The organism is Streptomyces sp. NPDC058773 (assembly GCF_042746015.1).
Lineage (GTDB): Bacteria > Actinomycetota > Actinomycetes > Streptomycetales > Streptomycetaceae > Streptomyces.
In genome coordinates this window covers 120,895-142,784 of sequence record NZ_JBHYPE010000005.1, presented here as the reverse complement: position 1 = coordinate 142,784, position 21,890 = coordinate 120,895, and the positions used below count along the sequence as shown (strand labels likewise).

Here is a 21,890-nt window from a genome sequence, read left to right as displayed (position 1 = left end):
CGGCCGTGTGCGGGGCGCTGCGGTCAGCTCTTGGGCATCCCGCTCGGCATCTCCGGCATGTCGGGGATCTTCACGCTGCCGTCGCTGGTCTTGGTGTACTTCTCGGTGGGGCCGTTCTTCCAGTCGACGGACAGGGTCTTGCCGTCCGCGCCGGGCTTGAGGGTCCCCATGGTGCGGGTGGTGTCCCCGTCGGTGCACTTGACCGCGGCCATGGTCATCCCGCCCATCTCCTGGACCTTGCCCAGGCAGGCGGCCTTGTGACCGTTGCTGAACGCGACGGTGCCCTTCTGGATCACGAGGATCAGCGGGCTCTTCTCGGTGCCCGCCTTCCAGGCGCCCTCGAATGCGGCGGAGTCCGCGGGCTTGTCCGGAGCCGACGGCGCGTGCTCCGGCGACTTGCTCGGCTTGCCGTCGTTGCCCTTGTCGCTGCCGCCGCTGCTTCCGCAACCGCTGAGCAGCATCGCGGCGATGGCTGCCGCCCCGGCGATCTGCGCTGCCTTGCGCACGTACGTCTCCTCCGTTATGGGACAGGACAGGTGAGGCTAGCAGCGGGCTCGGACCGCCTCCGAGCGGTCGCCCGGATTGCGGCGGCGCCGGTACGGAGTTGGTGTGCGGCTGTGACGAAGCGGCGCCCGCGGCGGCCCGCCGCGGGCGCGTTCGGGATCAGCCCGCGGGCAGGACGCGGCCGGTGACCTCGCCCAGGCCGATCCGGGCGCCGTCGGGGCCGGGCGCCCAGGCGCTGAGGGTGACCTCGTCGCCGTCCTGGAGGTAGGGGCCCTTGCCCTGGGTGAGTTCCAGCAGGCAGCCGAGCTGGTCGGGGTCGGGCCCGGAGACGGTGCCGGAGGCGAAGAGATCGCCGGTGCGCAGCGAGGCGCCGTTGACGGTCATATGGGCGAGCTGCTGGGCGGCCGTCCAGTACATGGTGGAGAACGGCGGCCGGGAGACCGTCTCGCCGTTGATCCGCACCTCGATCCGGATGTCGATACCGCCCGGCTCCGCCCCCGCGTCGTCGAGGTAGGGCAGCAGCGGGACGTCCCGCGCGGGCGGCGGCGTACGGGCCTCGTCGAGGGCGTCGAGCGGGGTGATCCAGGCGGAGACCGAGGTGGCGAAGGACTTGCCGAGGAACGGGCCGAGCGGCACGTACTCCCAGGCCTGGATGTCGCGCGCGGACCAGTCGTTGAGCAGGCAGACGCCGAAGACATGGTCGCGGAAGGACTCCAGGGCGACCGGTTCGTGGAGCGTGGAGGGTGCGCCGACGACGAAGCCGACCTCGGCCTCGATGTCGAGGCGGACGGACGGGCCGAACGCGGGCGCCTCGTCCGCCGGGGCCTTGCGCTGGCCGTGCGGCCGGACGACCGGGGTGCCGGTGACGACCACGGTGCCCGCCCGGCCGTGGTAACCGATCGGCAGATGCTTCCAGTTGGGGGTCAGCGCCGCGTCGTTCGGCCGGAAGATCCGGCCGACGTTGGTGGCGTGGTGCTCGCTGGCGTAGAAGTCGACGTAGTCGGCGACCTCGAAGGGGAGGTGCAGCGCGACCTCGTCCAGCGGATGGAACAGCGGCGCCACCTCGTCGCGGTGCGCGGGGTCGGTCACGGCGCTGTGGACGGCCGCGCGGATCTGCCGCCATACGGGACGGCCGGCGGCCAGCAGCGGGTTGAGGGTCGGTGCCGCGAGCAGTTCGGCGTGCGGGTGGATGGCGGCGGGCAGCGCGCTCGGCAGGGCGCTCAGATCGAGGACGTGGCCGCCGTAGCGGACGCCGAGGCGGCGCCGTCCGGGTGCGTCGGTGGTGCTGAAGACGCCGTAGGGGAGGTTGTGCGGGCCGAAGGGATCGCCTTCCGCCAGGTCGAACGGGCTCTGCTCGGGCATGGACAGCTCCTCGCGTGCGTCGTCGCCGGTGGGCGGCCGGGGCCTGGTCGGCCCGCGGGCCGTGGGGCCGACGATCAGATTACGGCCGGGCGGGGACCGGCGGGGCGGTCCCGGGGCGCGGGGGCGCGGATACGTACGCAGACGGTGGGTGGCCGCGCGGTGCGCTGCGCCCCACGCATCCGTCATGTCCGGAAAAGCCTTGCCGCGCTGCGCAATTCAGGCCTAACTTCCTTCCCTGGCCGGGGGCGGCCGCCGTTCCGCGCGCGAGGGAGGACCGACGTGAGCACTCCGGTAGCGGTCATCGGGGCCGGTCCGTACGGCCTCTCCGCGGCGGCGCACCTCCGGGCGCGCGGTCTGCCGGTGCGGGTCTTCGGGGAGCCGATGGTGAGCTGGCGCACCGGGATGCCCGCGGGCATGCTGCTCGCCTCGGCGCCCGCGGCGTCGGGCATCGCCGTCCCGGAGCCCGGCCACACCCTCGGCGACTTCTGCGCGGCGGCGGGGGAGGGGCCCTACGCCTCGGACCGGGACCTGATCCCCGTGGAGACCTATGTCCGGTACGGGCAGTGGGTGCAGCGGCGGCTGGTCCCCGGACTGGAGCAGGTCCGGGTGGTCTCGGTCGACCGGCGCGGGGACGGCTTCGAGCTGAAGCTGGACAGCGGCGAGCAGGCCGGCGCGCGGGCAGTGGTCGTCGCCACCGGCCTGACCGGGCTGGCCCAGCTGCCGCCGGAGCTGGGCGCCGCGCTCCCGGACGGCCCCTCCGCCACCGGGCCGGTCTCGCACAGCTCCCAGCACCACGATCTGTCCGCGCTGGCCGGCCGGGACGTGGTCGTGCTCGGCGCCGGGCAGTCGGCGCTGGAGAGCGCGGTGCTGCTCACCGAGGCGGGCGCGGCGGCCGTCCGGGTGGTGGCGCGCGGCCCCGCCGCGGTGGGCTTCGGCGCGCCCCCGGACGGCCGCCCGCGGCGGCGCCCGCCGTCGCCGCTCGGCCCTGCCCGGTCGCTGCCTGTGCTGACGCACCATGCCGGTGCCTTCCGCCGGCTGCCGGTGTTCGCCCGGCGGTATCTGGGGCGCCGGGTGCCCCGCCCGCGGGGGGCGTGGTGGCTGCGGGAGCGCTTCACCGACCGGGTGCGGGTGGTGCAGGGGCGGCGGATCGTACGGGCCACGGTCCGCGACGGCCGGCCCGTACTGGCGCTGCGCGGCGCCGACGGGCAGGGCGGGGAGGTCGTCGCCGACCATGTGCTGGCCGCGACCGGCTACCGGATGGATCTGGCGGCGCTGGACTTCCTGGGCCAGGGGCTGCGCACCGGGATCGTGACGCGGGCCGGCGGTCCGCTGCTGGACGCCGGTTTCGGCTCGTCGGTGCCGGGGCTGTATTTCACGGGGCTGCCGGCGGCCGCCTCTTTCGGGCCGGTGCTGCGCTTCGTGTGCGGTACGGAGTTCGCCTCGCCGCGGCTGGCGCGGGCGGTGGTGCGGGCGTACGGGTGAGGCGGGGCGGCCGGCCGCGTGAGCGGCCCGCGTACGGGGGCGACGTAGCGCCCGCGTACGGAGCGGCCGCCGGTGCCCCGTATGCCGGGGGCTGCCCCGTCCGGCCAAGACGGCCGGCGCCGCGGTGACCGCGGAAGTCGTCCTGGCGCGTGGTGATTTCGGCGAGGGCGGTGTCCCGGCGGGTCCCCGCTGGTGACGGGTGGTGACGGGGTGGCGGGTTTCCGGCCATGCCCGGTTCGCGGGGCCTTGCCGGAGCGGAAGCGGACCGGGGATGCTTGCCGTCGCCGGTCGCGCCGCCGCGTTCGCCGGTCCTGCTGGTCCACGTCGTACCCGCGTCAACAATGGGGCCGGAACTCCCCGGCCGGGGGTCGCCGTGCTTCCCGGGCGGTTCGGGGGGCGGGCGCTCACGGTGATCGAACTGCGACCGGATACGCTGGCCAATGGTGGAGACAGCGACAGATCGACATTCAGTTTGATCGTCAGCAGACAGGAGTACCCCTCGTGACCGTCGTCGGGCCCTTCGGGCTGAGCGTGCGGGACCAGGCTCTTGAGGCCGATGTCCAGGCCGGGTTGGCGGCTGTCGAGGAGGGCCTGCTGGAGGCCACCAAAAGCGACGTGCCGTTCATCACCGAGAGCGCGCAGCATCTCGTGCGCGCGGGCGGCAAGCGGTTCCGGCCGCTGCTGGTGATGCTGGCCGCCCAATTCGGTGACCCCTACAGCCCGGGTGTGGTGCCCTCCGCCGTCGTCGTGGAGCTCACGCATCTGGCGACGCTCTACCACGACGACGTGATGGACGAGGCCGAGGTGCGCCGCGGGGTGGCCAGCGCCAACACCCGCTGGGGCAACTCCGTCGCGGTGCTCACCGGCGACTTCCTGTTCGCCCGCGCCTCGCACATCCTCGCCGACCTCGGACCCGAGGCGGTCCGCATCCAGGCCGAGGCGTTCGAGCGCCTGGTGACCGGCCAGATCCTGGAGACCGCGGGCCCGCGCGACGGCCGCGACCCGATCGACCACTACCTGGACGTGCTCGCGGGCAAGACCGGCTCGCTGGTCGCCGTCGCCTGCCGCTTCGGCGCGATGATGTCGGGCGCCGAGGAGGCGACCGTCAACATCCTCACCCAGTACGGCGAGCGGCTCGGCACGGCCTTCCAGCTGGCCGACGACGTCCTGGACATCGCCAGCGACTCGCACGAGTCGGGCAAGACGCCCGGCACGGACCTGCGCGAGGGCATCCCCACGCTGCCGGTGCTGCGGCTGCGGGCGCGGGCCGAGAGCGCGGCCGGCACCCCCGAGGACCGGGCGCTGTGCGAGCTGCTGGCCGGCGACCTCACCGACGACGCCCGGCACGCCGAGGCGCTGGCCGGGCTGCGAGCCCACCCGGCGCTCGAAGAGGCCCGCCGCGACACCGTGCGCTATGCGGAGGAGGCCCGCGCGATGCTGGCGCCGCTGCCCTCGTGCATGGCCAAGTCGGCCCTGGAGGGGCTCTGCGACGCGGTGGTGCACCGGGCGGGCTGAGGCCCTCCCGCGGCGCCGGCCCCCGCGGCCGGCCGCGGCATTCCCTGTGCTTGTGCCCGCATCCCCCATGCCTGCTTCCGGTATCCCCTAGGGACCGGTCAGCCTCCTGTTGTACGGCCTCCGACCTGAGGTGATCGTGCGTCATACCTCAGCAGTACGACGAGTTGCTCCCGCGGGCTGACGTTTTGCGCCAGGCGATTTGGTGAGATGGAACCACCTGAGCACGGCGGGCAGGTCACCATGGGCCCCAGGGGGGAACGCGTGGACAGCACAGCAGCCGCCGCACACGACGGAGGTAGGGCAGATGCCGCGGAACGAACCGACCGAGGTCACCGACGGATGGGGCGGGGAGCGCTCCCCGAGGCGCCGTAAGGCGGTGCGGTACGGCGTGCCGGTCGCGGTGGCGGGAGTGGCGGCGGCCACGATCGGGCTGGTCCCGGCGTTCGCCGGCTCCGCTCCGGACCTGCCGAAGATCTCGGCACAGGAGCTGATAGCCAAGGTCGCCAAGTCGGATGTCGAGCAGCTGTCCGGCACGGTCCGGGTCACCACCGACCTCGGCCTGCCGTCGCTGCCGGGCGCCGGCGGCGGAGCGGCCGGCTTCGGCGGCCCCCAGGGCGGGGGCGAGCAGGGCGGGGACGGCGCATCCGCCGCACCCCAGAGCAAGCTGATGGAGCTGGCGTCCGGTGCGCACACGCTGCGCGTCGCGGTCGACGGCCCCGAGAAGCAGCGGGTGTCCATCGTCGACAAGGCCGCCGAGTACAGCCTCGTCCACAACGGCAAGGACGTCTGGGCGTACGACAGCGGCAGCAACACCGCTCTGCACAGCACCGCGTCGGAAGGCCGCTCCGGCAAGGCGCACCGCGCCCCCGAGGGCCTGCCCAAGGACCTGAAGAGCGCGACGCCGCAGGACCTCGCGAAGCAGGCCCTGGAGGCGGCCGGGGACACGACCTCGGTCACCGTCGACGGCACTGCCAAGGTCGCCGGACGGGACGCCTACCAGCTGCTGATCAAGCCCAAGCAGGCCGGTTCCACGGTCGGCTCGATCCGGGTCGCGGTGGACGCCGAGAACGGCGTGCCGCTGAAGTTCACCCTGACCCCCAAGAGCGGTGGCGCGGCCGCGGTCGACGTCGGCTACACCAATGTCGACTTCGCCAAGCCCGCCGCGAGCACGTTCTCCTTCACCCCGCCCAAGGGCGCCAAGGTCGTCGACGGCGACAAGGAGCACGCGGCGGCGGAGCGCAAGCACGGCAAGGACGCCCCGGCCGCCAAGGACCTGGCCACGGGCATGGACGGGCTGGACGTCATCGGCAAGGGCTGGACGTCCATCGCCACCATCGAGGGCGAGGGCGGCGGTCTGCCGGCCGGCAAGGGCAGCGACAAGGACAAGGGCGCGGGCGGCGACGTCGGCAAGTTCATGGACAGCATCGGCGACAAGGTCGACGGAAAGTTCGGCTCCGGCCGGGTCTTCAGCACCCGTCTGGTCAACGCCCTGATCACGGACAACGGCACCGTCTACGTCGGCGCCGTCGACAAGCAGACCCTGATCAACGCGGCCAACGCCGCCAAGTAAGGGGCCACCAGCGCCTCGCGGGACCGCCGCGCCACCCCGTCACGGGGGGCGCGGCGCCTCCCGTGGGCGATCCGCACGACATGGAGGGGGGACACCGATGCCGGCACCGCACGCCCCGGGGCCCGACGGTGTGCGCCCGCCCGCTGACCGGCCCGCGGCCCCCCGCCCGCCCGTCGGGGACCTGGCGATCGAGACACAGGGGCTGACCAAGGCGTACCGCGGCGGGCGGCTCGCCGTCGACGGCCTGGATCTCGCCGTCCCGCGCGGCAGTGTCTTCGGCTTCCTCGGCCCCAACGGCTGCGGCAAGACCACCACCATCCGGATGCTGCTGGGCCTGATCGAGGCGACCGCCGGCCACGCCCGGGTGCTCGGGCAGCCGATGCCCGCCGCGGGCCGCCGGGTGCTGCCCCGGGTCGGCGCGCTCATCGAGGGCCCGGCGCTCTACGGCTTCCTCAGCGGGCGGGACAACCTCCGCCGGTTCGACGCCGCCGACCCGGCCGCCGACCCCCGGACCCGCCCCGCCCGGGTGGACCGGGCGCTGGAGCGGGTGGGCCTGGCCGCGGCGGCCGGCAAGAAGGCGCGCGCCTACTCCCTCGGCATGAAGCAGCGCCTCGGTCTGGCCGCGGCGCTGCTCCGGCCCCGTGAGCTGCTGGTGCTCGACGAGCCCACCAACGGCCTGGACCCGCAGGGCATGCGGGAGATCCGGGCCCTGGTCCGTGAGCTGGCCGCGGACGGCACCACCGTCTTCCTCTCCTCCCATCTCCTCGACGAGATCGAGCAGGTCTGCACCCATGCCGCGGTGATGGCCCGCGGCCGGCTGCTCACCCAGGGCACGGTCGCCGACCTCTCCGCCACCGTCCTCGGCCCGCCCGGCCACGCCCGGCTCACGGTCACCACACCCGACACCGCGGACGCGGCCCGGGTGCTGACGGAACTCGGGGTGACCGGTGTGGCGGTCACCGACGACCGGGTGACGGGCGAACTCCCGGCCCCGGGCGGCCTCATGGGCGGGCCGGACGGTGCGCGCAGGGGTGACGCGGCTCCCGACGGTGCCGCGCCCCGGGAGATCGCGGACATCAACGCGGCGCTGGTGCACGCCGGGGTGCGGGTGCGCGGCTTCGGCACGGCGCGCGCCTCGCTGGAGGACATCTTCGTGCAGCTGACCGGGGAGGGCTTCGATGTCGCAGGCTGAGGCGGTGCGGCCCGCGCTTCGGCCGCTGTGGTCGCTGGGGCTGCTGCGCAGCGAGATCGCCATGACGTTCCGCCGCTGGCGCACCCTCGCACTGCTGGCGGTGCTCGCGGGCGTACCGGTGCTGGTGGGCATCGCCGTCCGGGTCGAGACCGGTGGCGGCGAGGGCGGTGGCGGCGCCGGCGGCGAGGGCGGTCCGGCGTTCCTCTCCCAGGTCACCCACAACGGTCTCTTCCTGGTCTTCACCTCGCTCGCGGTGACCCTGCCGTTCTTCCTGCCGATGACCGTCGGCGTGATCGCGGGCGACTCCCTCGCCGGTGAGGCGCACGGCGGGACGCTGCGCTATCTGCTGGTCGCCCCCGCGGGCCGCACCCGTCTGCTGCTGGTCAAATACGCCACCACGCTGACGTTCTGCCTGGTGGGCACCCTGGTCGTGGCGCTCTCCGCCGTGGTGACCGGCGCGCTGCTCTTCCCCGTGGGCGAGGTCCCCCTGCTGTCGGGCACCACCGTGTCCTTCGGCGAGGGACTGCTACGGGCGCTGGCCATCGCGGTCGCGGTGGCGCTGTCCCTGACCGGGCTGGCCGCCGTCGGCCTGTTCGTCTCGACGCTCACCACCAGCGGCATAGCGGCCATGGCGACCACGGTCGGCCTGCTGATCACCGTGCAGATACTGGACACCCTCCCGCAGCTGCACGCCGTCCAGCCGTATCTCTTCCCGCACTACTGGCTGTCCTTCGCGGATCTGCTCCGCGACCCCGTCTACTGGGACCAGCTGCAGAAGAATTTCGGCCTCCAGGCGCTGTACGCCCTGGTCTTCGGCTCGGCGGCCTGGGCGCGCTTCACCACCCGGGACATCACTGCGTGAGGCCGGGAGCCGGCGGCGCCGCGGGCTCTTCCGCGGCCTGCGGGGCTGGTGCCGACGCGTCGGCCGCCTCGGTGGCGGGTGCCGTCCCCGCTGCCTGCGCCACCCCGGCCGCGGCCGTCTCCCCGGCCGCGGCCGTCTCCCCGGCCCTGGCCGCGGCCTCGGCCAGCGCCGTTCGCGCCCGCCTCGTGGTGCGCAGCGCGTCCCAGGTCAGCACCGCCAGGGCCAGCCACACCAGCGCGAACCCGGCCCAGCGCTCCGGCGGCATCGCCTCGTCGAAGACCGTGAGCCCCAGTACGAACTGAAAGGTCGGGGCCAGATACTGCAGCATCCCGATCATGGTCAGCGGCAGCCGTACGGCCGCGGCGCCGAAGCAGATCAGCGGCACCGCCGTCGCCACACCGCAGCCCGACAGCAGCAGCGCCTGCCCCACCCCGCCGCTCACGAAGGCGGACTCACCGCGCAGGCCGAGGAAGACCAGAAAGCCCAGCGCGGGCAGCAATTGCAGAGCCGTCTCGGCGCTGAAGCCCTCGATCCCGTCGAGCTTGATGCCCTTCTTGACCAGCCCGTACGTCGCGAACGAGAAGGCCAGCGCGAGCGCGATCCACGGTATCCGGCCGTAGGCGACGGTCATCACGACGACGGCGAGGGCGCCGACCGCCACCGCCGTCCACTGGAGCGGACGCAGCCGCTCACGCAGCACCAGGACGCCGAAGGCGATGCTGACCAGCGGATTGATGAAGTAGCCGAGCGACGCCTCCAGCACGTGCCCGGAGTTGACGGCCCAGATGTAGAGGAACCAGTTCGCCGAGATGACCAGGGTGCTGACCACGATCAGCCCGAGCCGCCGGGGCTGCCGCAGCAGCGGCCCGGTCCAGGACCAGCGGCGGAGCACGGCCAGCAGCACGACGGCGACCGGCAGCGACCACAGCATGCGATGGGCCAGGATCTCGGACGGCGCGGCGCCGTCCAGCAGATGCCAGTAGAGCGGCAGCAGACCCCACATGGTGTAGGCGGCGATGCCGTAGGCGAGTCCGGCGTGCTGATCGCTTCGAGGCTGCAAGGGACCCTCCCGGTGGTGCTGCGGCGGCTCTGCGAACGTAGCGCCGCCCGGACCGGCTGTCATGCCTGTCTTGGCATACGGTCATGACAGGCAGGCGCGGGCGCCCCTACGGCCCTTCCAGCCCCTTCAGCGCCTCCGCGATCGCCTCGGCGATCGGAGTGGTCGGACGGCCGATGAGCCGGGACAGGTCCCCGGGCGTCGCGGCCAGCTCGCCGCGGGCGATCCCGGCGTCCGCGTCGGCGACCAGCCGTGCGCCCAGCGCCGGTACGCCCGCCTCCACCAGCAGCGCGATGTACTCCTCCGGCGGCAGATCGCGGTACGGGATGCGCCGGCCGGTCTGCCGGGAGACCTCGGCCGCGTACTCGGCCATCGTCCAGGCGGTGTCGCCGCTCAGCTCGTGGACCGTGTTCTCCTGGCCGCTTCCGGTGAGGACCACGGCGGCCGCCTCGGCGTAGTCGCGGCGCGCGGCGGTGGCCACCCGGCCCTCGCCCGCACTGCCGACGACGGCGCCGGTCCTGAGGGTGGTGGCCAGCGCGCCCGTGTAGTTCTCGTGGTACCAGCCGTTGCGCAGCAGGGAGTACGGCACTCCGGACGCGAGCAGCGCCTGTTCGGTGGCGAGGTGCTCCTCGGCGATGGAGAACGTGGCCGTCGGTCCGCCCAGCACGCTGGTGTACGCCAGCAGTCCGACGCCCGCCTCCCGTGCGGCGTCGATGACGCCGCGGTGCTGGGTGAGGCGCTGTCCCGCCTCGTTCCCGGAGATGAACAGCACCCGGTCACCGGCCGCGAAGGCGCCCTCGAGGGACTCGGGCCGGCTGTAGTCCGCGGTCCTGATCTCCACCCCGCGGGCCGCGAGACCGGCGGCCTTGGTCCGGTCGCGGGCGAGGGCGACGATCTCGCCCGGTGCGGTGCGCCGGAGCAGTTCCTCAATGACGAGCCGGCCGAGTGCCCCGGTGGCGCCGGTGACGACGAAGCTCATGAAGGTACCCCCAGTGGGCGACGCTGGCTGAGGACCCGACCGTACGCCTGCGCTAGACGATCGTCTATGACGGGTGTACGGATTGCTGCTGCGGGATCACCCTTCAGCATCGCCCGCCGACGCGTCACCGGCACGGCTCCGGAGCCGCCGTCGGGCCGCCGTGAGCACGGCGAACGACAGACGGGTGCCTCCGGAGGCGCCGTACGACGCTTCCGGAGGCACCCGTGAAGCAGGTCGGTCAGCCGACGACCGTCCAGGTGTCATTGCCCGCCAGCAGCGCGGCGAGGTCGCCCTTGCCCTTCTGCTCGATGGCGGCGTCCAGCTGGTCGGACATCAGGGTGTCGTAGACCGGCCGGTCGACACTGCGCAGCACACCGATGGGGGTGTGGTGCAGGGTGTCGGCGTCGGCGAGCCGGGAGAGCGCGAACGCCGTGGTGGGCGAGGGGTTGTGGGCGTCGTGGACCAGCACGCCGCCGGTGCCCTCCTCCCGGACGTCGATGACCTTGAGGTCGCCGGTGGCCGGGTCGCGGACCACGCCCTTGGAGCCGAAGCCGTCGGGGGCCAGCGCGCCGAAGCGGATCGGCTGCCCGTGCTCCAGCCGGATCACCGCCTCCTCGGCCTGCTCCTTGTCCTTGAGGGCCTCGAAGGCGCCGTCGTTGAAGATGTTGCAGTTCTGGTAGATCTCCACCAGCGCCGTGCCCGGGTGAGCGGCGGCCTCGCGCAGCACCGATGTCAGGTGCTTGCGGTCGGAGTCGACGGTGCGCGCCACGAAGGACGCCTCGGCGCCGAGTGCCAGCGAGACCGGGTTGAACGGCGCGTCCAGCGAGCCCATCGGTGTCGACTTGGTGATCTTGCCGACCTCGGAGGTGGGGCTGTACTGGCCCTTGGTCAGCCCGTAGATCCGGTTGTTGAACAGCAGGATCTTGAGGTTGACGTTGCGCCGCAGGGCGTGGATGAGGTGGTTGCCGCCGATGGACAGCGCATCGCCGTCACCCGTGACCACCCACACGGACAGATCGCGCCGCGAGGAGGCCAGGCCGGTGGCGATGGCCGGGGCGCGGCCGTGGATGGAGTGCATCCCGTAGGTGTTCATGTAGTACGGGAAGCGGGACGAGCAGCCGATGCCGGAGACGAAGACGATGTTCTCCTTCGCCAGACCGAGCTCGGGCATGAAGCCCTGCACGGCGGCGAGGACGGCGTAGTCACCGCAGCCGGGGCACCAGCGCACTTCCTGATCGGACTTGAAGTCCTTCATGGACTGCTTGGCGTCGGCCTTGGGCACCAGGGAGAGCGCCTCGATCTGCGAGGGCCTCTCCGAGATCGCCTCAGTCATTGATGGCCTCCTTAAAGACCTCCGCGAGCTGCTCGGCCTTGAACGGCATGCCGCTGACCTGGGTGTGCGAGTGCGCGTCGACGAGGTACTCGGCGCGCAGCAGAGTGGCGAGCTGTCCGAGGTTCATCTCCGGCACGATCACCTTGTCGTAACGCGCCAGGACCTCGCCGAGATTCCGCGGGAAGGGGTTGAGGTGGCGCAGATGGGCCTGCGCGATGCGGCCGCCCGCGCCCCGGACGCGCCGGACCGCCGCGGTGATCGGCCCGTACGTCGAGCCCCAGCCCAGGGCAAGGGTCCTGGCCCCCTGGCCGCTCTCGTCGGCGGGGTCGTCGACGTCGAGGTCGGGGACCTCGATGCCGTCCACCTTCGCCTGGCGGGTGCGCACCATGAAGTCGTGGTTGGCGGGGTCGTAGGAGATGTTGCCGGTGCCGTCCTGCTTCTCGATGCCGCCGATGCGGTGCTCCAGGCCCGGCGTGCCCGGCACGGCCCACGGGCGGGCCAGCGTCTGCTCGTCGCGCTTGTACGGCCAGAACACCTCGGTGCCGTCCGCCAGCTGGTGGTTGGTGCCGGAGGCGAACTGGACCCGCAGATCGGGGAGTTGCTCGATGTCGGGGATCCGCCACGGCTCGGAGCCGTTGGCCAGATAGCCGTCGGAGAGCAGGAAGACCGGGGTGCGGTAGGTGAGCGCGATACGGGCCGCGTCCAGCGCCGCGTCGAAGCAGTCGGCGGGCGTGCGGGGCGCCACGATCGGCACCGGCGCCTCGCCGTTGCGGCCGTACATCGCCTGGAGCAGATCGGCCTGCTCGGTCTTCGTCGGCAGACCCGTCGAGGGCCCGCCGCGCTGGATGTCCACGATCAGCAGCGGGAGTTCGAGACTGACCGCCAGGCCGATGGTCTCCGACTTCAGTGCCACACCGGGGCCGGAGGTGGTGGTCACCGCCAGCGCGCCGCCGAAGGCCGCGCCCAGCGCCGCGCCGATACCGGCGATCTCGTCCTCCGCCTGGAACGTCCGCACACCGAAGTTCTTGTGCTTGGAGAGCTCGTGCAGGATGTCGGAGGCCGGGGTGATCGGGTACGAGCCCAGATACAGCGGCAGATCCGCCTGCCGGCCCGCCGCGATCAGCCCGTAGGACAGCGCGAGGTTGCCGGAGATGTTGCGGTAGGTGCCGGTCGGGAAGTCCTTCGTGGCCGGTGCGACCTCGTAGGAGACGGCGAAGTCCTCCGTCGTCTCACCGAAGTTCCAGCCCGCCCGGAACGCGGTGACGTTCGCCTCCGCGATGTCCGGCTTCTTGGCGAACTTCGCCCGCAGGAACTTCTCGGTGCCCTCGGTCGGCCGGTGGTACATCCACGACAGCAGGCCCAGCGCGAACATGTTCTTGCTGCGCTCGGCCTCCTTGCGGGAGAGCCCGAACTCCTTGAGCGCCTCGATCGTCAGCGTGGTCAGCGGCACCGGGTGGACGTTGTAGGCCTCCAGCGAGCCGTCCTCCAGCGGGCTGGTGGCGTAGCCGACCTTCGCCATCGGGCGCTTGGTGAACTCATCGGTGTTGACGATGATGTCCGCGCCCCGCGGCACATCGGCGAGGTTCGCCTTCAGCGCGGCCGGGTTCATCGCGACCAGCACGTTCGGCGCGTCACCGGGCGTGAGGATGTCGTGGTCGGCGAAGTGCAGCTGGAAGCTGGAGACGCCCGGCAGGGTCCCGGCGGGGGCCCGGATCTCGGCGGGGAAGTTGGGCAGCGTCGACAGGTCGTTGCCGAACGACGCCGTCTCGGAGGTGAACCGGTCGCCGGTGAGCTGCATACCGTCACCGGAGTCACCGGCGAACCGGATGATCACCCGGTCCAGACGTCGGACTTCTTTGCCTTCACCCCCGTTACCGGACGCGCGTTGTTCCCCGACAAGCGCTGCGTCGGTCTGCTCGGCTGGGCTACTGACCTGGCTGGTCACTGCTTCGGACCTCCCTCGAGGGGTGCGGCGTCCCCGCCGGAGGCAGGGCTCGGGACGTGTCGTACCGACCGGTTGTCCCATAACCATCGTACGTGGGTAAGGGTGGCCTTCCCTGGGGCGATCGCATGGTGGACGTCGGCATGAGACGGCAGTCTGGTGCGTTTTGTCATGAAATCACCGCCCCCGTGGCCCCTTTATTCATGACGCTCCGGACTCCTCCATTGGTTCTACGCCCAAAGTCCTCGACCTGGGTGGAAAACGTCGCGAGCAGCCCATCTGGCAGAGTGTCAGATCCTCAGGAGTTGAGGTAGGTGAGTACCGCAAGCACTCTGCGGTGATCCCCGTCACTCTGCGCCAGGCCCAGCTTCAGGAAGATATTGCTGACGTGCTTCTCGACCGCTCCGTCGCTGACCACCAGCTGCCGGGCGATGGCGGAGTTCGTCCGGCCCTCGGCCATCAGCCCCAGCACCTCCCGCTCCCGGGGTGTCAGACGGTCCAGCACGTCCTGCTTACGGCTGCGCCCCAGCAGCTGCGCCACCACCTCGGGGTCCAGCGCGGTGCCGCCGCCAGCGACCCGGACCACCGCGTCGACGAACTCCCGCACCTCGGCCACCCGGTCCTTGAGCAGATAGCCGACGCCCCGGGTCGAACCGGCCAGCAGTTCCGTCGCGTACTGCTCCTCGACGTACTGTGAGAGGACCAGGACGCCCAGGCCGGGGTGGTCCCGGCGCAGCCGGATGGCGGCCCGCACCCCCTCGTCGGTGTGTGTCGGCGGCATCCGTACGTCCGCCACCACCACGTCCGGCAGCGCCCCCGCGTCCGCCAGCTCGCCGGTCGCCTTGATCAGCGCCTCGGCGTCCCCGACACCCGCCACGACCTCGTGCCCCCGGTCGGTGAGCAGCCTGGTCAGGCCCTCCCGGAGCAGCACCGAGTCCTCGGCGATGACCACCCGTACCTTGTCCTCCACGGTTCCGATCCCCCCATATGTCACCCCGTAGCGTCCCTGCGGGACCCCAGCATCCCAGCATCCGGACGGAAGCGAGGCGGGGGAGGGGAGGCTGTGGAAAACGGGGTCGGATGCCCGGCGGGGGCGAGCGGAGGGGTGGCGGCCCACGGCGTGGGGGGCTGCTGGGGCGCGGGGCCCGGGGCGGGCCGGGCGGGCGCCGTTCAGTGCCGCACGGTGGTCAGCCGCGCCACGGGAGTTCGGCGGTGACGCGGGTCGGGCCGCCGACGGGGGAGTCGACTATCAGCAGGCCGTCGACGGCAGCCAGCCGTTCGGCGAGGCCGGCCAGGCCGGTGCCGCTGTCCGTGTGCGCGCCGCCCCGGCCGTTGTCCGCGACCAGCACCATCAGCCGGTCCGCGGTGCACCAGACGTCCAGCGTGGCGCCGGTGGCGCGGGCGTGCTTGGAGACGTTCTGCAGCAGTTCGGAGGCGGTGAAGTAGGCGATGCCCTCGATCGCCGCGGCCGGCCGGCGGTCCAGGTCCACGGTCACCGTCACCGGAACCGCGCACCGCGCGGACAGCGCCGACAGGGCCGGGCCGAGCCCCCGGTCGGTGAGGATCGCCGGGTGTATCCCGCGGGCCAGGTCGCGCAGCTCCTGGAGCGCGACCTTCACCTCGCCGTGTGCCTCGTCCACCATCCTGGCCGCGGCCGCCGGATCGTCCGTCAGCTTCTCCTTGGCCAGGCCCAGGTCCATGGCGAGCGTCACCAGCCGGGCCTGAGCCCCGTCGTGCAGATCGCGCTCGATGCGCCGCAGGTCGGCCGCCGCGGTGTCCACGACCACCCCGCGGTCCGACTCCAGCTGCGACACCCGGGTGGCGAGCGGGGAGGGCCCGAGCAGGCCGTGGACCAGCACCCGGTCCACCTGTGTCAGCCCGTGGATCACCCACGGCCCGGCCAGGACCAGCAGCAGCCCGAACCCGCTGGTGAACCCGATCTCCGCCGGGGTTTCGAGGTAGAAGCCGTTGCCGTGGCCGTCGCCCCACAGCAGGGCGCCCGGCTGGTCGAGATACGCGGGGAACGTCCAGCGCCACAGCGGATAGGCCAGCAGCGCCCAGCCGATGGACCAGAACGTCACCGAGAAGGTGAAGGCGAAGACCGCCCACGGCAGATGGAGTACGGAGTAGACGACATGCCGCCAGGACACCCCGCTCTTCAGCACGGCACCGACCCACCCCATCAGGCCCGGCTTGGCGGCCCGCGGCGGCTCCGGATCGGCGACGTCCAGCCCCAGCAGCGCGCGGGCCCGCGCCCGCTCCAGAACGCCCAGCGCACGGCTGCCCGCCAGTCCGCCCGCCAGCACCGGGATGCCCAGGAACGTCACCAGCAGACCGGCGCCCAGCGAGAGCACCGTGATCGCGTACGTGAACATCAGGGCCGACATCGGGAAGCTGAGGAAGAGGTAGAGGAACTCCCGCCAGGTGCGCCCGGAAAACGGGGCGCGCAGCCCCACGGGTACCCGGGAGCGCGAGCCGCGGGGAGGGGAGTGGGGTCGGGAAGGGGGTGCGTATGCGGTGTCCATCGTCGGTCGTCCGTTCTGCCGGTGCGGCCACCTGCCCTGCCTGCGCCGCTGTCTGTTCAGCCGCTCCGCGCGGCTTTTCCGCCATGACCAGCGTCCGTGAACGGCGACCCCCGCACCATGGAGTTACTCACCGTCCTTCCCGGGGGTTATCCCCACCCCCCGAGCGGCAGTTGGCTGCCACGGCGGCTGTGCGGGCGGCCGCCGCCCGAGGCCCCGCGGCCGGCCGCCGCCCGGCCGGCCCGCGCCAACCCTCAGGTCATCGCCCCCGTCGCCCCGCCGGCCCGGCCCCGGCTTCCGTCCGCGCCGGCCCGGCCCCGGCTTCCGTCCGCGCCGCCCCCGTCCCCGTTCTCCGTCCGCGCCCGCCACGGCAGTTCCGCCGTCACCCGCGTGGGCCCGCCCTCCGGCGAATGCAGCACGAACAGCCCGTCCACCGACCCCAGCCGCTCGGCGAGCCCGGCCATCCCGCTGCCGCCGTCCAGCCGCGCCCCGCCCTTCCCGTCGTCCGACACCTGGATCAGCAGCCGGTCGCCCGCCCGTCGCCCGTCCCCCTCGACCCGCCACACCTCGACGGATGCCTGCCGCGCCGCACTGTGCTTGGAGACGTTCTGGAGCAGTTCGGAGACGGTGAAGTAGGCGATGCCCTCGATGGCGGGCGCGGGCCGCTCGGTCAGGTCGACGGCTGTGGTGACCGGCACCGTGCAGCGTCCGGCCAGGGAGGCCAGCGCGGGCCCCAGCCCACGGTCGGTGAGGATCGCCGGATGGATGCCCCGGGCCAGATCCCGCAGCTCCTGGAGCGCCAGTTTCACCTCACCGTGCGCCTCGTCCACCATCGCCGCCACATCGGCGTCGGCCTGCCCCTCCAGCAGCTTCTCCTTCGCCAGGCCGAGCCCCATGGCGAGCGCCACGAGCCGCGCCTGGGCGCCGTCGTGCAGATCCCGTTCGATGCGCCGCAGGTCGGCGGTCGCGGTATCGGTGACCGTCACCCGGTCCGACTCCAGCTCGGCGATCCGCCGCTCCAGTTCGTCGGACGGGGAGAGCAGCCCGCGCACCATCGCCCGGTCCACGTCGGACAGCCACCGCGCCACCCACGGCAGGGCCGGCCACCCCAGGAAGAACAGCAGGAAGACCACCGTGAAGGTGAGGAAGGCCCACGGCAGCCGGATGAACGTGAACAATGCATGCCGCCAGGCGACCGGGTCCTTCAGCGCCGTCCACAACCACGGCAGGACCCCCGGGGACACCGCCCTCAGCCGGCTCGGTTCCTCGACCCGCACCCCCAGCAACGCCCGTGCACGGGCCCGCTCCAGCCTCCCGTACCAGCGGCACGCCGTCAGCCCGGACGCCAGCAGCGGCAGAGTGATCACGATGAAGGACAGTCCGGTCCCCACCCCGACCCACACCATGAGCACCGCGAACGCCACGACGCCCACAGGGAAGTTGGCCAGCAGATAGGCGATCTCCCGCCAGGTCGTGCCGCTGAGCGGCGCGCGTGGCGGCGGTGGTGAGGCGCCGTCAAGGGCGTCTTCGGCGGCGCTGGAAGGGGAACTCGCGGTCATGCGCCCCAGCCTGCCGGGCCACCGCCCCCGGTGCCATGGGGTAACCGGCGGGACCGGGGTGGGGTTTGCCCCCTTCTGCTTCCGGCACCGAACGTCCCGTTGCAGGTCAAAGCGCCTGCGCCGGGGCGGGCCGGGGGCGCGGCGCAGCGCCGTTCCCGTTGCCGGTGTGGTGGACACGGCGCGCCGACGGGACCGTAAGGTGTGGCGATGCACAACGGGAGGGGCGAGGGGCGATGGCGCGGGGTTACGACGGCCGGTTGCTGAAGCCGGATGACGCCGCGGGCCGGCCGGATTCCGCCACACGGGATGTCACTGCCACACCGGACCGCGACGGCGTACGGGATCTCACCGCCACACCGGACCGCACCGGCACACGGGACCTCCCCGACGCGGTGGCCGCCCCCCTCGACATCCGCGGCTGGGGCTGGGGCGAGCGGACCAGGGGCTGGGCGGCGGTGACGGCGAGTGTGCTGCTCGCGGCGATCACCGGGGTCTGCGCGGCCAGTTGGTACCCGGACGGGGGCGTCGCCCTCTGGCTCGGTGCCGCCGCCGTCCTCGTCACCGCCGCCGGCGCGGCCGTCGGCACGCTCACCGCGCGGCACGGGCAGCACGCCCCGGGAGCCGCGCTGTTGCTGCTCGGCGGGGTGCTCGGGGTGGCCGCGGCCTGGCAGGCGGTCCCGGGCGGCGCCGCCCGACTGGCCGCCGTCGGACTGACCGTGGCCGCCGTGCTCGCCCTCCTTGGGCTCCGCACGGGGCCGGTGCGCGGCGGCCTGACCGGCGCCGCCTCGCTCGCGCTCGCGGTGGGCGTCTGGGAGCTGGGCCTGGCGCTGACCGCCCCCGCGCGTACGGGAGTTGTGGTCGGCTTCGTCTCCGTCCTCGTCCTGGGACAGCTGCCGCGGCTCGCGCTGCGGACCGCCGGCCTGACCCGGCTCGACGATCTGCGTTCCGGCGGCACACCGGTCAGCCGGCACCGGGTGGCGGGTGCTTTGGGCGCCGGCCACCGGGAGCTGGTCCCGGCCACCACGGTCGCGGCGGTCTCGGCCGGTGCGGCGGGGGTGGTCGCGGTGCAGAGCCCCGGCCTCTGGACCGTGCTCGCCGCGCTGCTGCTGTGCGGGCTGCTGTGCTCACGGGCGCGCGCGTATCCGCTGGCGGTGGAGGTCGTCGCGCTGTTGGCCGCCGGAGTGGCGGTCTGTGTACGGCTGGTGGTGCTCTGGGCCACCGACGGCGGGGCGCCGGCGGCCGCGCTGTCCGTACTGGGGCTGCTGGCGGTGCTGCCGGTCGCGGTGCTCGCGGTGCGGGTGCCGGAGGCGACGCGCGCCCGGCTGCGACGGTGGCTGGACCTCGCCGAGTCGGCGGGAGTGGTGGCGCTGATCCCGGTCACGCTCGGGGCTTTCGGGCTCTACGGCTCGCTGTTCGGCGCATCCTGACCCGGAGAGGCGGTGGAGGGGCCATGTCATCGGCGGAGCGCACTCCGGATCCGGACGAAGCGGGAGCGGGGGCGGGACGGAGCGGGGGTGTGGATGCGGTGCGTGCGGCGAATGTGGCTCCTGGAACGTATACGGCGGGGGAGTTGGGTGCGGTGGGAAGTACGGGCGAGAGCGGCGAGTGTGAAATGACGGGCGAGGCAGCGGCGATGAACGAGGCGGGCGGCGGTCCGGCCGCCGGGCAGGGAACTGCGCCGGGGGCGCCGGGATTTCCGGCGCGTCCGGGCGTGCCCGGGGATCTGCCGGGGGCCTTGCCCGGGGTGCTGCCTGAGGCCGGTGCGATGCCTGTGGCGGCTGATGCGAGGCCTATGGCGGCCGGTGCGCTGCCCATGGCGGCGGATGCGCCGGTCCAGTCGTCGGTGCATGGCCGGCCTTCGGCGGCGGTTCAGCCGTCCGTAGTGGTTCAGCCGTCTCCAGCGGTTCCGTCCTCGGCAGCGGGGCAGTCGTCCGCGCCGACCCAGTCGTCCGCGCCTCCTCAGCCGTCGGCACCAGTGCAGGCCTCGGCGCCGGTCCAGTCGGCCGCGCCTCCTCAGCCCTCGGCACCAGTGCAGACCTCGGCGCCGGTCCAGTCGGCCGCGCCTCTTCAGCCCTCCGGGCCGGTCCAGCCGGCCGGCCCAGGCCCCGCCCCCGCCCCCGGGCCCGCTGCCCCCACGTTTGCCGCTCCCGCGCCGCCCGCCCCGTCGGCCTCCGCGCCCTCCTCCGAGTCCGGGCCTCCCGTGTCCGGGTCTCCCATGCCGGCCCCCTCCATGCCCGCCCCCTCCGCCCCGGCGCCCGGCCGTTACGGGCGGCCCGGGCTGCCGGCCCGGACGCCGCTCTCCGTGCCCCTGCTGCCGCCGGAACTGGCCGACGGCCAACCACGGCCGCGCCGCGGGGACCCCCTGGCCCGGCGGGCGGGCCGTGCGCTGCGCCGGGTCTTCGCCTCGTCCCCGGCCGCCGAAACGGCCGCGCTCACCCAGGCCGCGCACGCCATCCAGCAGCCCGTGACCACCGGCCGGCAGATCGCCGTGTCCAGCATCCGCGGCGGCGCCGGCAAGTCCACCGTCGCCGCCCTGCTCGCGCTCACCTTCGCGCACTACCGCCCCGACCCGGTCCTCGCCGTCGAGGCCGATCCGGCGCTCGGCACGCTGCCGCACCGGCTCGGCGCCCGCGAGGTGCGGTGGTCGGGCAGCGATCTGGCGCAGATCGTCGACCCGTCGATGCTGATCACGGATCTGACCGGCTACCTGCTCCCGTTCGCGGGCGGCGGCTGGCTGCTGCCCGGCAGTCAGGGCGCCATCGGCACCCGGCTGGACCTCGACACCTACCGCGTCGTGATGACCTCGCTCCGCCGCCACTTCGCGGCCACCGTCGTGGACTGCGAGACGCTGCCCGCCGAAGTGGCGCGCACCGCGCTGGTGACCACACAGGCGCGCGTCCTTGTCACCCCCGCGACCCCGGAGGGCGTGGCGGCCACCCGCTCCGTACTGGACTGGGTCGGTGGGCTGCACTCCGGCCTGCTGCCCACCACGGTCGTCGTGCTCACCCACACCTCACCCGACAGCGGCGTCGATGTCCGCCGGGCCGCCGAACACCTCGGTGCCGGCGGTGCGGCGGTGCTCCCGCTGCCCTACGACCGGCATCTGGCGGCCGGCGGCGCCATCCGTACGGAGCTGCTCGGCGAACGGACGAGGGAGGCGGCGGCGCGGATCGCGGCCGAGGTGATGGACCGCGCGCTCTCCCGGGAACCGGGCCGGCGGCAGCAGCCGCGGCAGACGACGGTGCATCCGCCGGGGCAGCCGCCGGTGTACGTCCCGGGGCAGGCAACCGTCCCCGCGCCCTACCAGGAGCCGCAGCCGCCACAGCCCTCGCCCGGCCCGCAGGCCCAGGCCGGTCCGCCGGCTCAGGGGGGCCCGGTGTCGCCGACCGGCTCTCAGGCGCAGGCCAGGCCGGCGCCGCCGGCCGGTCATGCACCGACCGCACCGCAACCGCCGGCCGGCCCGCAGCCCCAGAACTACCCGCCGCAGGCAGCGCACCCCGCACACACCGCCCCCGCACCGCACCAGTACCCGCCGCACCCCCAGGCCCAGGCGCCCGCGCAGCCGCTTTCTCTCGCGAAGCCCCCCGCTCCGCCGCGGTCGTCGGCTCCCGCGCAGCCCCAGGCCCCGGCGTCCGCGCAGCCTCAGGCCCCGGCGTCCGCGCAGCCTCAGGCCCCGGCGCCGCAGCCGATGCCGATGCCGACGACCCCGGCGGCGCCCCCGGAAGCCGCCGGCCCCCCAGGAGGCCCCGGCGCCCCCACCACACCAACCACTCCCACCGCACCCACCCCTCCCGACAACCGGAGCCCGTTCGACGGTGGCCCGGTCGGCTGATCCAGGGCGCTCCCGCCGGTCTCCCGGCCCGTCTCCCGCCCCGCGTCCCGTCCGGTCCGTGAGACAGGTTCTGAGACAACCGGGCGCTCCCTTTACGCTGCCGGCCACCCAGGTGGGGCGAAGTGGGGACAACCCCGTCGTCCGCAACGATGCGGCTGCTCACCGGGGCCGGGGCAGGG

16 protein-coding genes are annotated in these 21,890 nt (G+C 73.6%); 7 read left to right on the top strand and 9 right to left on the bottom strand.

The genetic code is table 11. The features are described from left to right. Window positions 1–23 precede the first annotated feature (23 nt). On the bottom strand, window positions 24–506 hold the full coding sequence (locus ACFW5B_RS06825; RefSeq protein ID WP_386434288.1) for a hypothetical protein: 483 nt from the start codon (window positions 504–506) through the stop codon (window positions 24–26). Window positions 507–663: 157 nt separating this feature from the next. Continuing rightward, the gene (fahA, locus tag ACFW5B_RS06820) at window positions 664–1,866 is read right to left on the bottom strand and encodes a fumarylacetoacetase (RefSeq protein WP_386434286.1); all 1,203 of its coding nucleotides are present in this window, start codon (window positions 1,864–1,866) and stop codon (window positions 664–666) included. Between the two features lie 279 nt (window positions 1,867–2,145). Here fahA and ACFW5B_RS06815 point away from each other — a divergent pair, with 279 nt between their 5' ends. From ACFW5B_RS06815 to ACFW5B_RS06795, 5 genes are all read left to right on the top strand, one after another. After that, entirely contained in the window at window positions 2,146–3,348 is a 1,203-nt protein-coding gene (locus ACFW5B_RS06815) for an FAD-dependent oxidoreductase (RefSeq protein WP_386434283.1), read from the top strand. A 501-nt stretch (window positions 3,349–3,849) separates the two neighbouring features. Further along, window positions 3,850–4,863: a polyprenyl synthetase family protein gene (locus ACFW5B_RS06810; protein WP_386434280.1), complete on the top strand. Its 1,014-nt coding sequence runs from the start codon at window positions 3,850–3,852 to the stop codon at window positions 4,861–4,863. Between the two features lie 304 nt (window positions 4,864–5,167). Next, window positions 5,168–6,433, top strand: coding sequence for an outer membrane lipoprotein carrier protein LolA (locus ACFW5B_RS06805; protein WP_386434277.1), 1,266 nt, complete (start codon window positions 5,168–5,170; stop codon window positions 6,431–6,433). Between the two features lie 97 nt (window positions 6,434–6,530). Continuing rightward, window positions 6,531–7,625 carry an ATP-binding cassette domain-containing protein gene (locus tag ACFW5B_RS06800; protein ID WP_386434274.1) on the top strand — a complete coding sequence of 365 codons (1,095 nt, stop codon included), beginning with the start codon at window positions 6,531–6,533 and terminating at the stop codon, window positions 7,623–7,625. Then, a complete protein-coding gene (locus tag ACFW5B_RS06795) occupies window positions 7,612–8,487 on the top strand; it encodes an ABC transporter permease (RefSeq protein ID WP_386434271.1) in 876 nt (291 codons plus the stop codon). Before ACFW5B_RS06800 ends, ACFW5B_RS06795 begins: the two co-directional genes overlap by 14 nt. Here the strand turns inward: ACFW5B_RS06795 and rarD are convergent. The 7 genes from rarD to ACFW5B_RS06760 all read right to left on the bottom strand — a co-directional run bounded on the left by rarD (window position 8,477) and on the right by ACFW5B_RS06760 (window position 17,879). Continuing rightward, a complete protein-coding gene (gene rarD, locus ACFW5B_RS06790) occupies window positions 8,477–9,547 on the bottom strand; it encodes an EamA family transporter RarD (protein ID WP_386434268.1) in 1,071 nt (356 codons plus the stop codon). The two genes, ACFW5B_RS06795 and rarD, sit on opposite strands and share 11 nt — an antisense overlap. A gap of 106 nt (window positions 9,548–9,653) precedes the next feature. Then, window positions 9,654–10,523: an SDR family oxidoreductase gene (locus tag ACFW5B_RS06785; protein ID WP_386434265.1), complete on the bottom strand. Its 870-nt coding sequence runs from the start codon at window positions 10,521–10,523 to the stop codon at window positions 9,654–9,656. A 238-nt stretch (window positions 10,524–10,761) separates the two neighbouring features. After that, window positions 10,762–11,856, bottom strand: a complete 1,095-nt coding sequence (locus ACFW5B_RS06780; protein ID WP_386434262.1) for a 2-oxoacid:ferredoxin oxidoreductase subunit beta — start codon at window positions 11,854–11,856, stop codon at window positions 10,762–10,764. Beyond that, a complete protein-coding gene (locus ACFW5B_RS06775; protein ID WP_386434259.1) occupies window positions 11,849–13,801 on the bottom strand; it encodes a 2-oxoacid:acceptor oxidoreductase subunit alpha in 1,953 nt (650 codons plus the stop codon). The genes ACFW5B_RS06780 and ACFW5B_RS06775 overlap by 8 nt, the downstream gene beginning before the upstream one ends. A 295-nt stretch (window positions 13,802–14,096) precedes the next feature. Next, window positions 14,097–14,768, bottom strand: coding sequence for a LuxR C-terminal-related transcriptional regulator (locus tag ACFW5B_RS06770; protein WP_386434256.1), 672 nt, complete (start codon window positions 14,766–14,768; stop codon window positions 14,097–14,099). A gap of 217 nt (window positions 14,769–14,985) precedes the next feature. After that, window positions 14,986–16,323 (bottom strand): sensor histidine kinase, encoded by a 1,338-nt coding sequence (locus tag ACFW5B_RS06765; protein WP_386434253.1) that lies wholly within the window; start codon window positions 16,321–16,323, stop codon window positions 14,986–14,988. Between the two features lie 251 nt (window positions 16,324–16,574). Beyond that, window positions 16,575–17,879: a sensor histidine kinase gene (locus ACFW5B_RS06760; RefSeq protein WP_386434250.1), complete on the bottom strand. Its 1,305-nt coding sequence runs from the start codon at window positions 17,877–17,879 to the stop codon at window positions 16,575–16,577. Between the two features lie 233 nt (window positions 17,880–18,112). On the opposite strand from ACFW5B_RS06760, the gene ACFW5B_RS06755 reads away from it, so the two are divergent. Together ACFW5B_RS06755 and ACFW5B_RS06750 are read left to right on the top strand one after the other, a co-directional pair. Beyond that, window positions 18,113–19,306, top strand: a complete 1,194-nt coding sequence (locus ACFW5B_RS06755; protein ID WP_386434248.1) for a secretion protein snm4 — start codon at window positions 18,113–18,115, stop codon at window positions 19,304–19,306. Between the two features lie 803 nt (window positions 19,307–20,109). After that, the gene (locus tag ACFW5B_RS06750) at window positions 20,110–21,711 is read left to right on the top strand and encodes a hypothetical protein (protein ID WP_386434245.1); all 1,602 of its coding nucleotides are present in this window, start codon (window positions 20,110–20,112) and stop codon (window positions 21,709–21,711) included. Window positions 21,712–21,890: the final 179 nt, after the last annotated feature.

Bases quoted from the DNA above. Each gene is read 5' to 3' on its own strand.
- fahA (WP_386434286.1), bottom strand. From the start codon at position 1,866: ATGCCCGAGCAGAGCCCGTTCGACCTGGCGGAAGGCGATCCCTTCGGC.
- ACFW5B_RS06805 (WP_386434277.1), top strand. From the start codon at position 5,168: ATGCCGCGGAACGAACCGACCGAGGTCACCGACGGATGGGGCGGGGAG.
- ACFW5B_RS06800 (WP_386434274.1), top strand. From the start codon at position 6,531: ATGCCGGCACCGCACGCCCCGGGGCCCGACGGTGTGCGCCCGCCCGCT.
- ACFW5B_RS06795 (WP_386434271.1), top strand. From the start codon at position 7,612: ATGTCGCAGGCTGAGGCGGTGCGGCCCGCGCTTCGGCCGCTGTGGTCG.
- ACFW5B_RS06785 (WP_386434265.1), bottom strand. From the start codon at position 10,523: ATGAGCTTCGTCGTCACCGGCGCCACCGGGGCACTCGGCCGGCTCGTC.
- ACFW5B_RS06780 (WP_386434262.1), bottom strand. From the start codon at position 11,856: ATGACTGAGGCGATCTCGGAGAGGCCCTCGCAGATCGAGGCGCTCTCC.
- ACFW5B_RS06765 (WP_386434253.1), bottom strand. From the start codon at position 16,323: ATGGACACCGCATACGCACCCCCTTCCCGACCCCACTCCCCTCCCCGC.
- ACFW5B_RS06760 (WP_386434250.1), bottom strand. From the start codon at position 17,879: ATGACCGCGAGTTCCCCTTCCAGCGCCGCCGAAGACGCCCTTGACGGC.
- ACFW5B_RS06755 (WP_386434248.1), top strand. From the start codon at position 18,113: ATGGCGCGGGGTTACGACGGCCGGTTGCTGAAGCCGGATGACGCCGCG.
- ACFW5B_RS06750 (WP_386434245.1), top strand. From the start codon at position 20,110: ATGCCCGCCCCCTCCGCCCCGGCGCCCGGCCGTTACGGGCGGCCCGGG.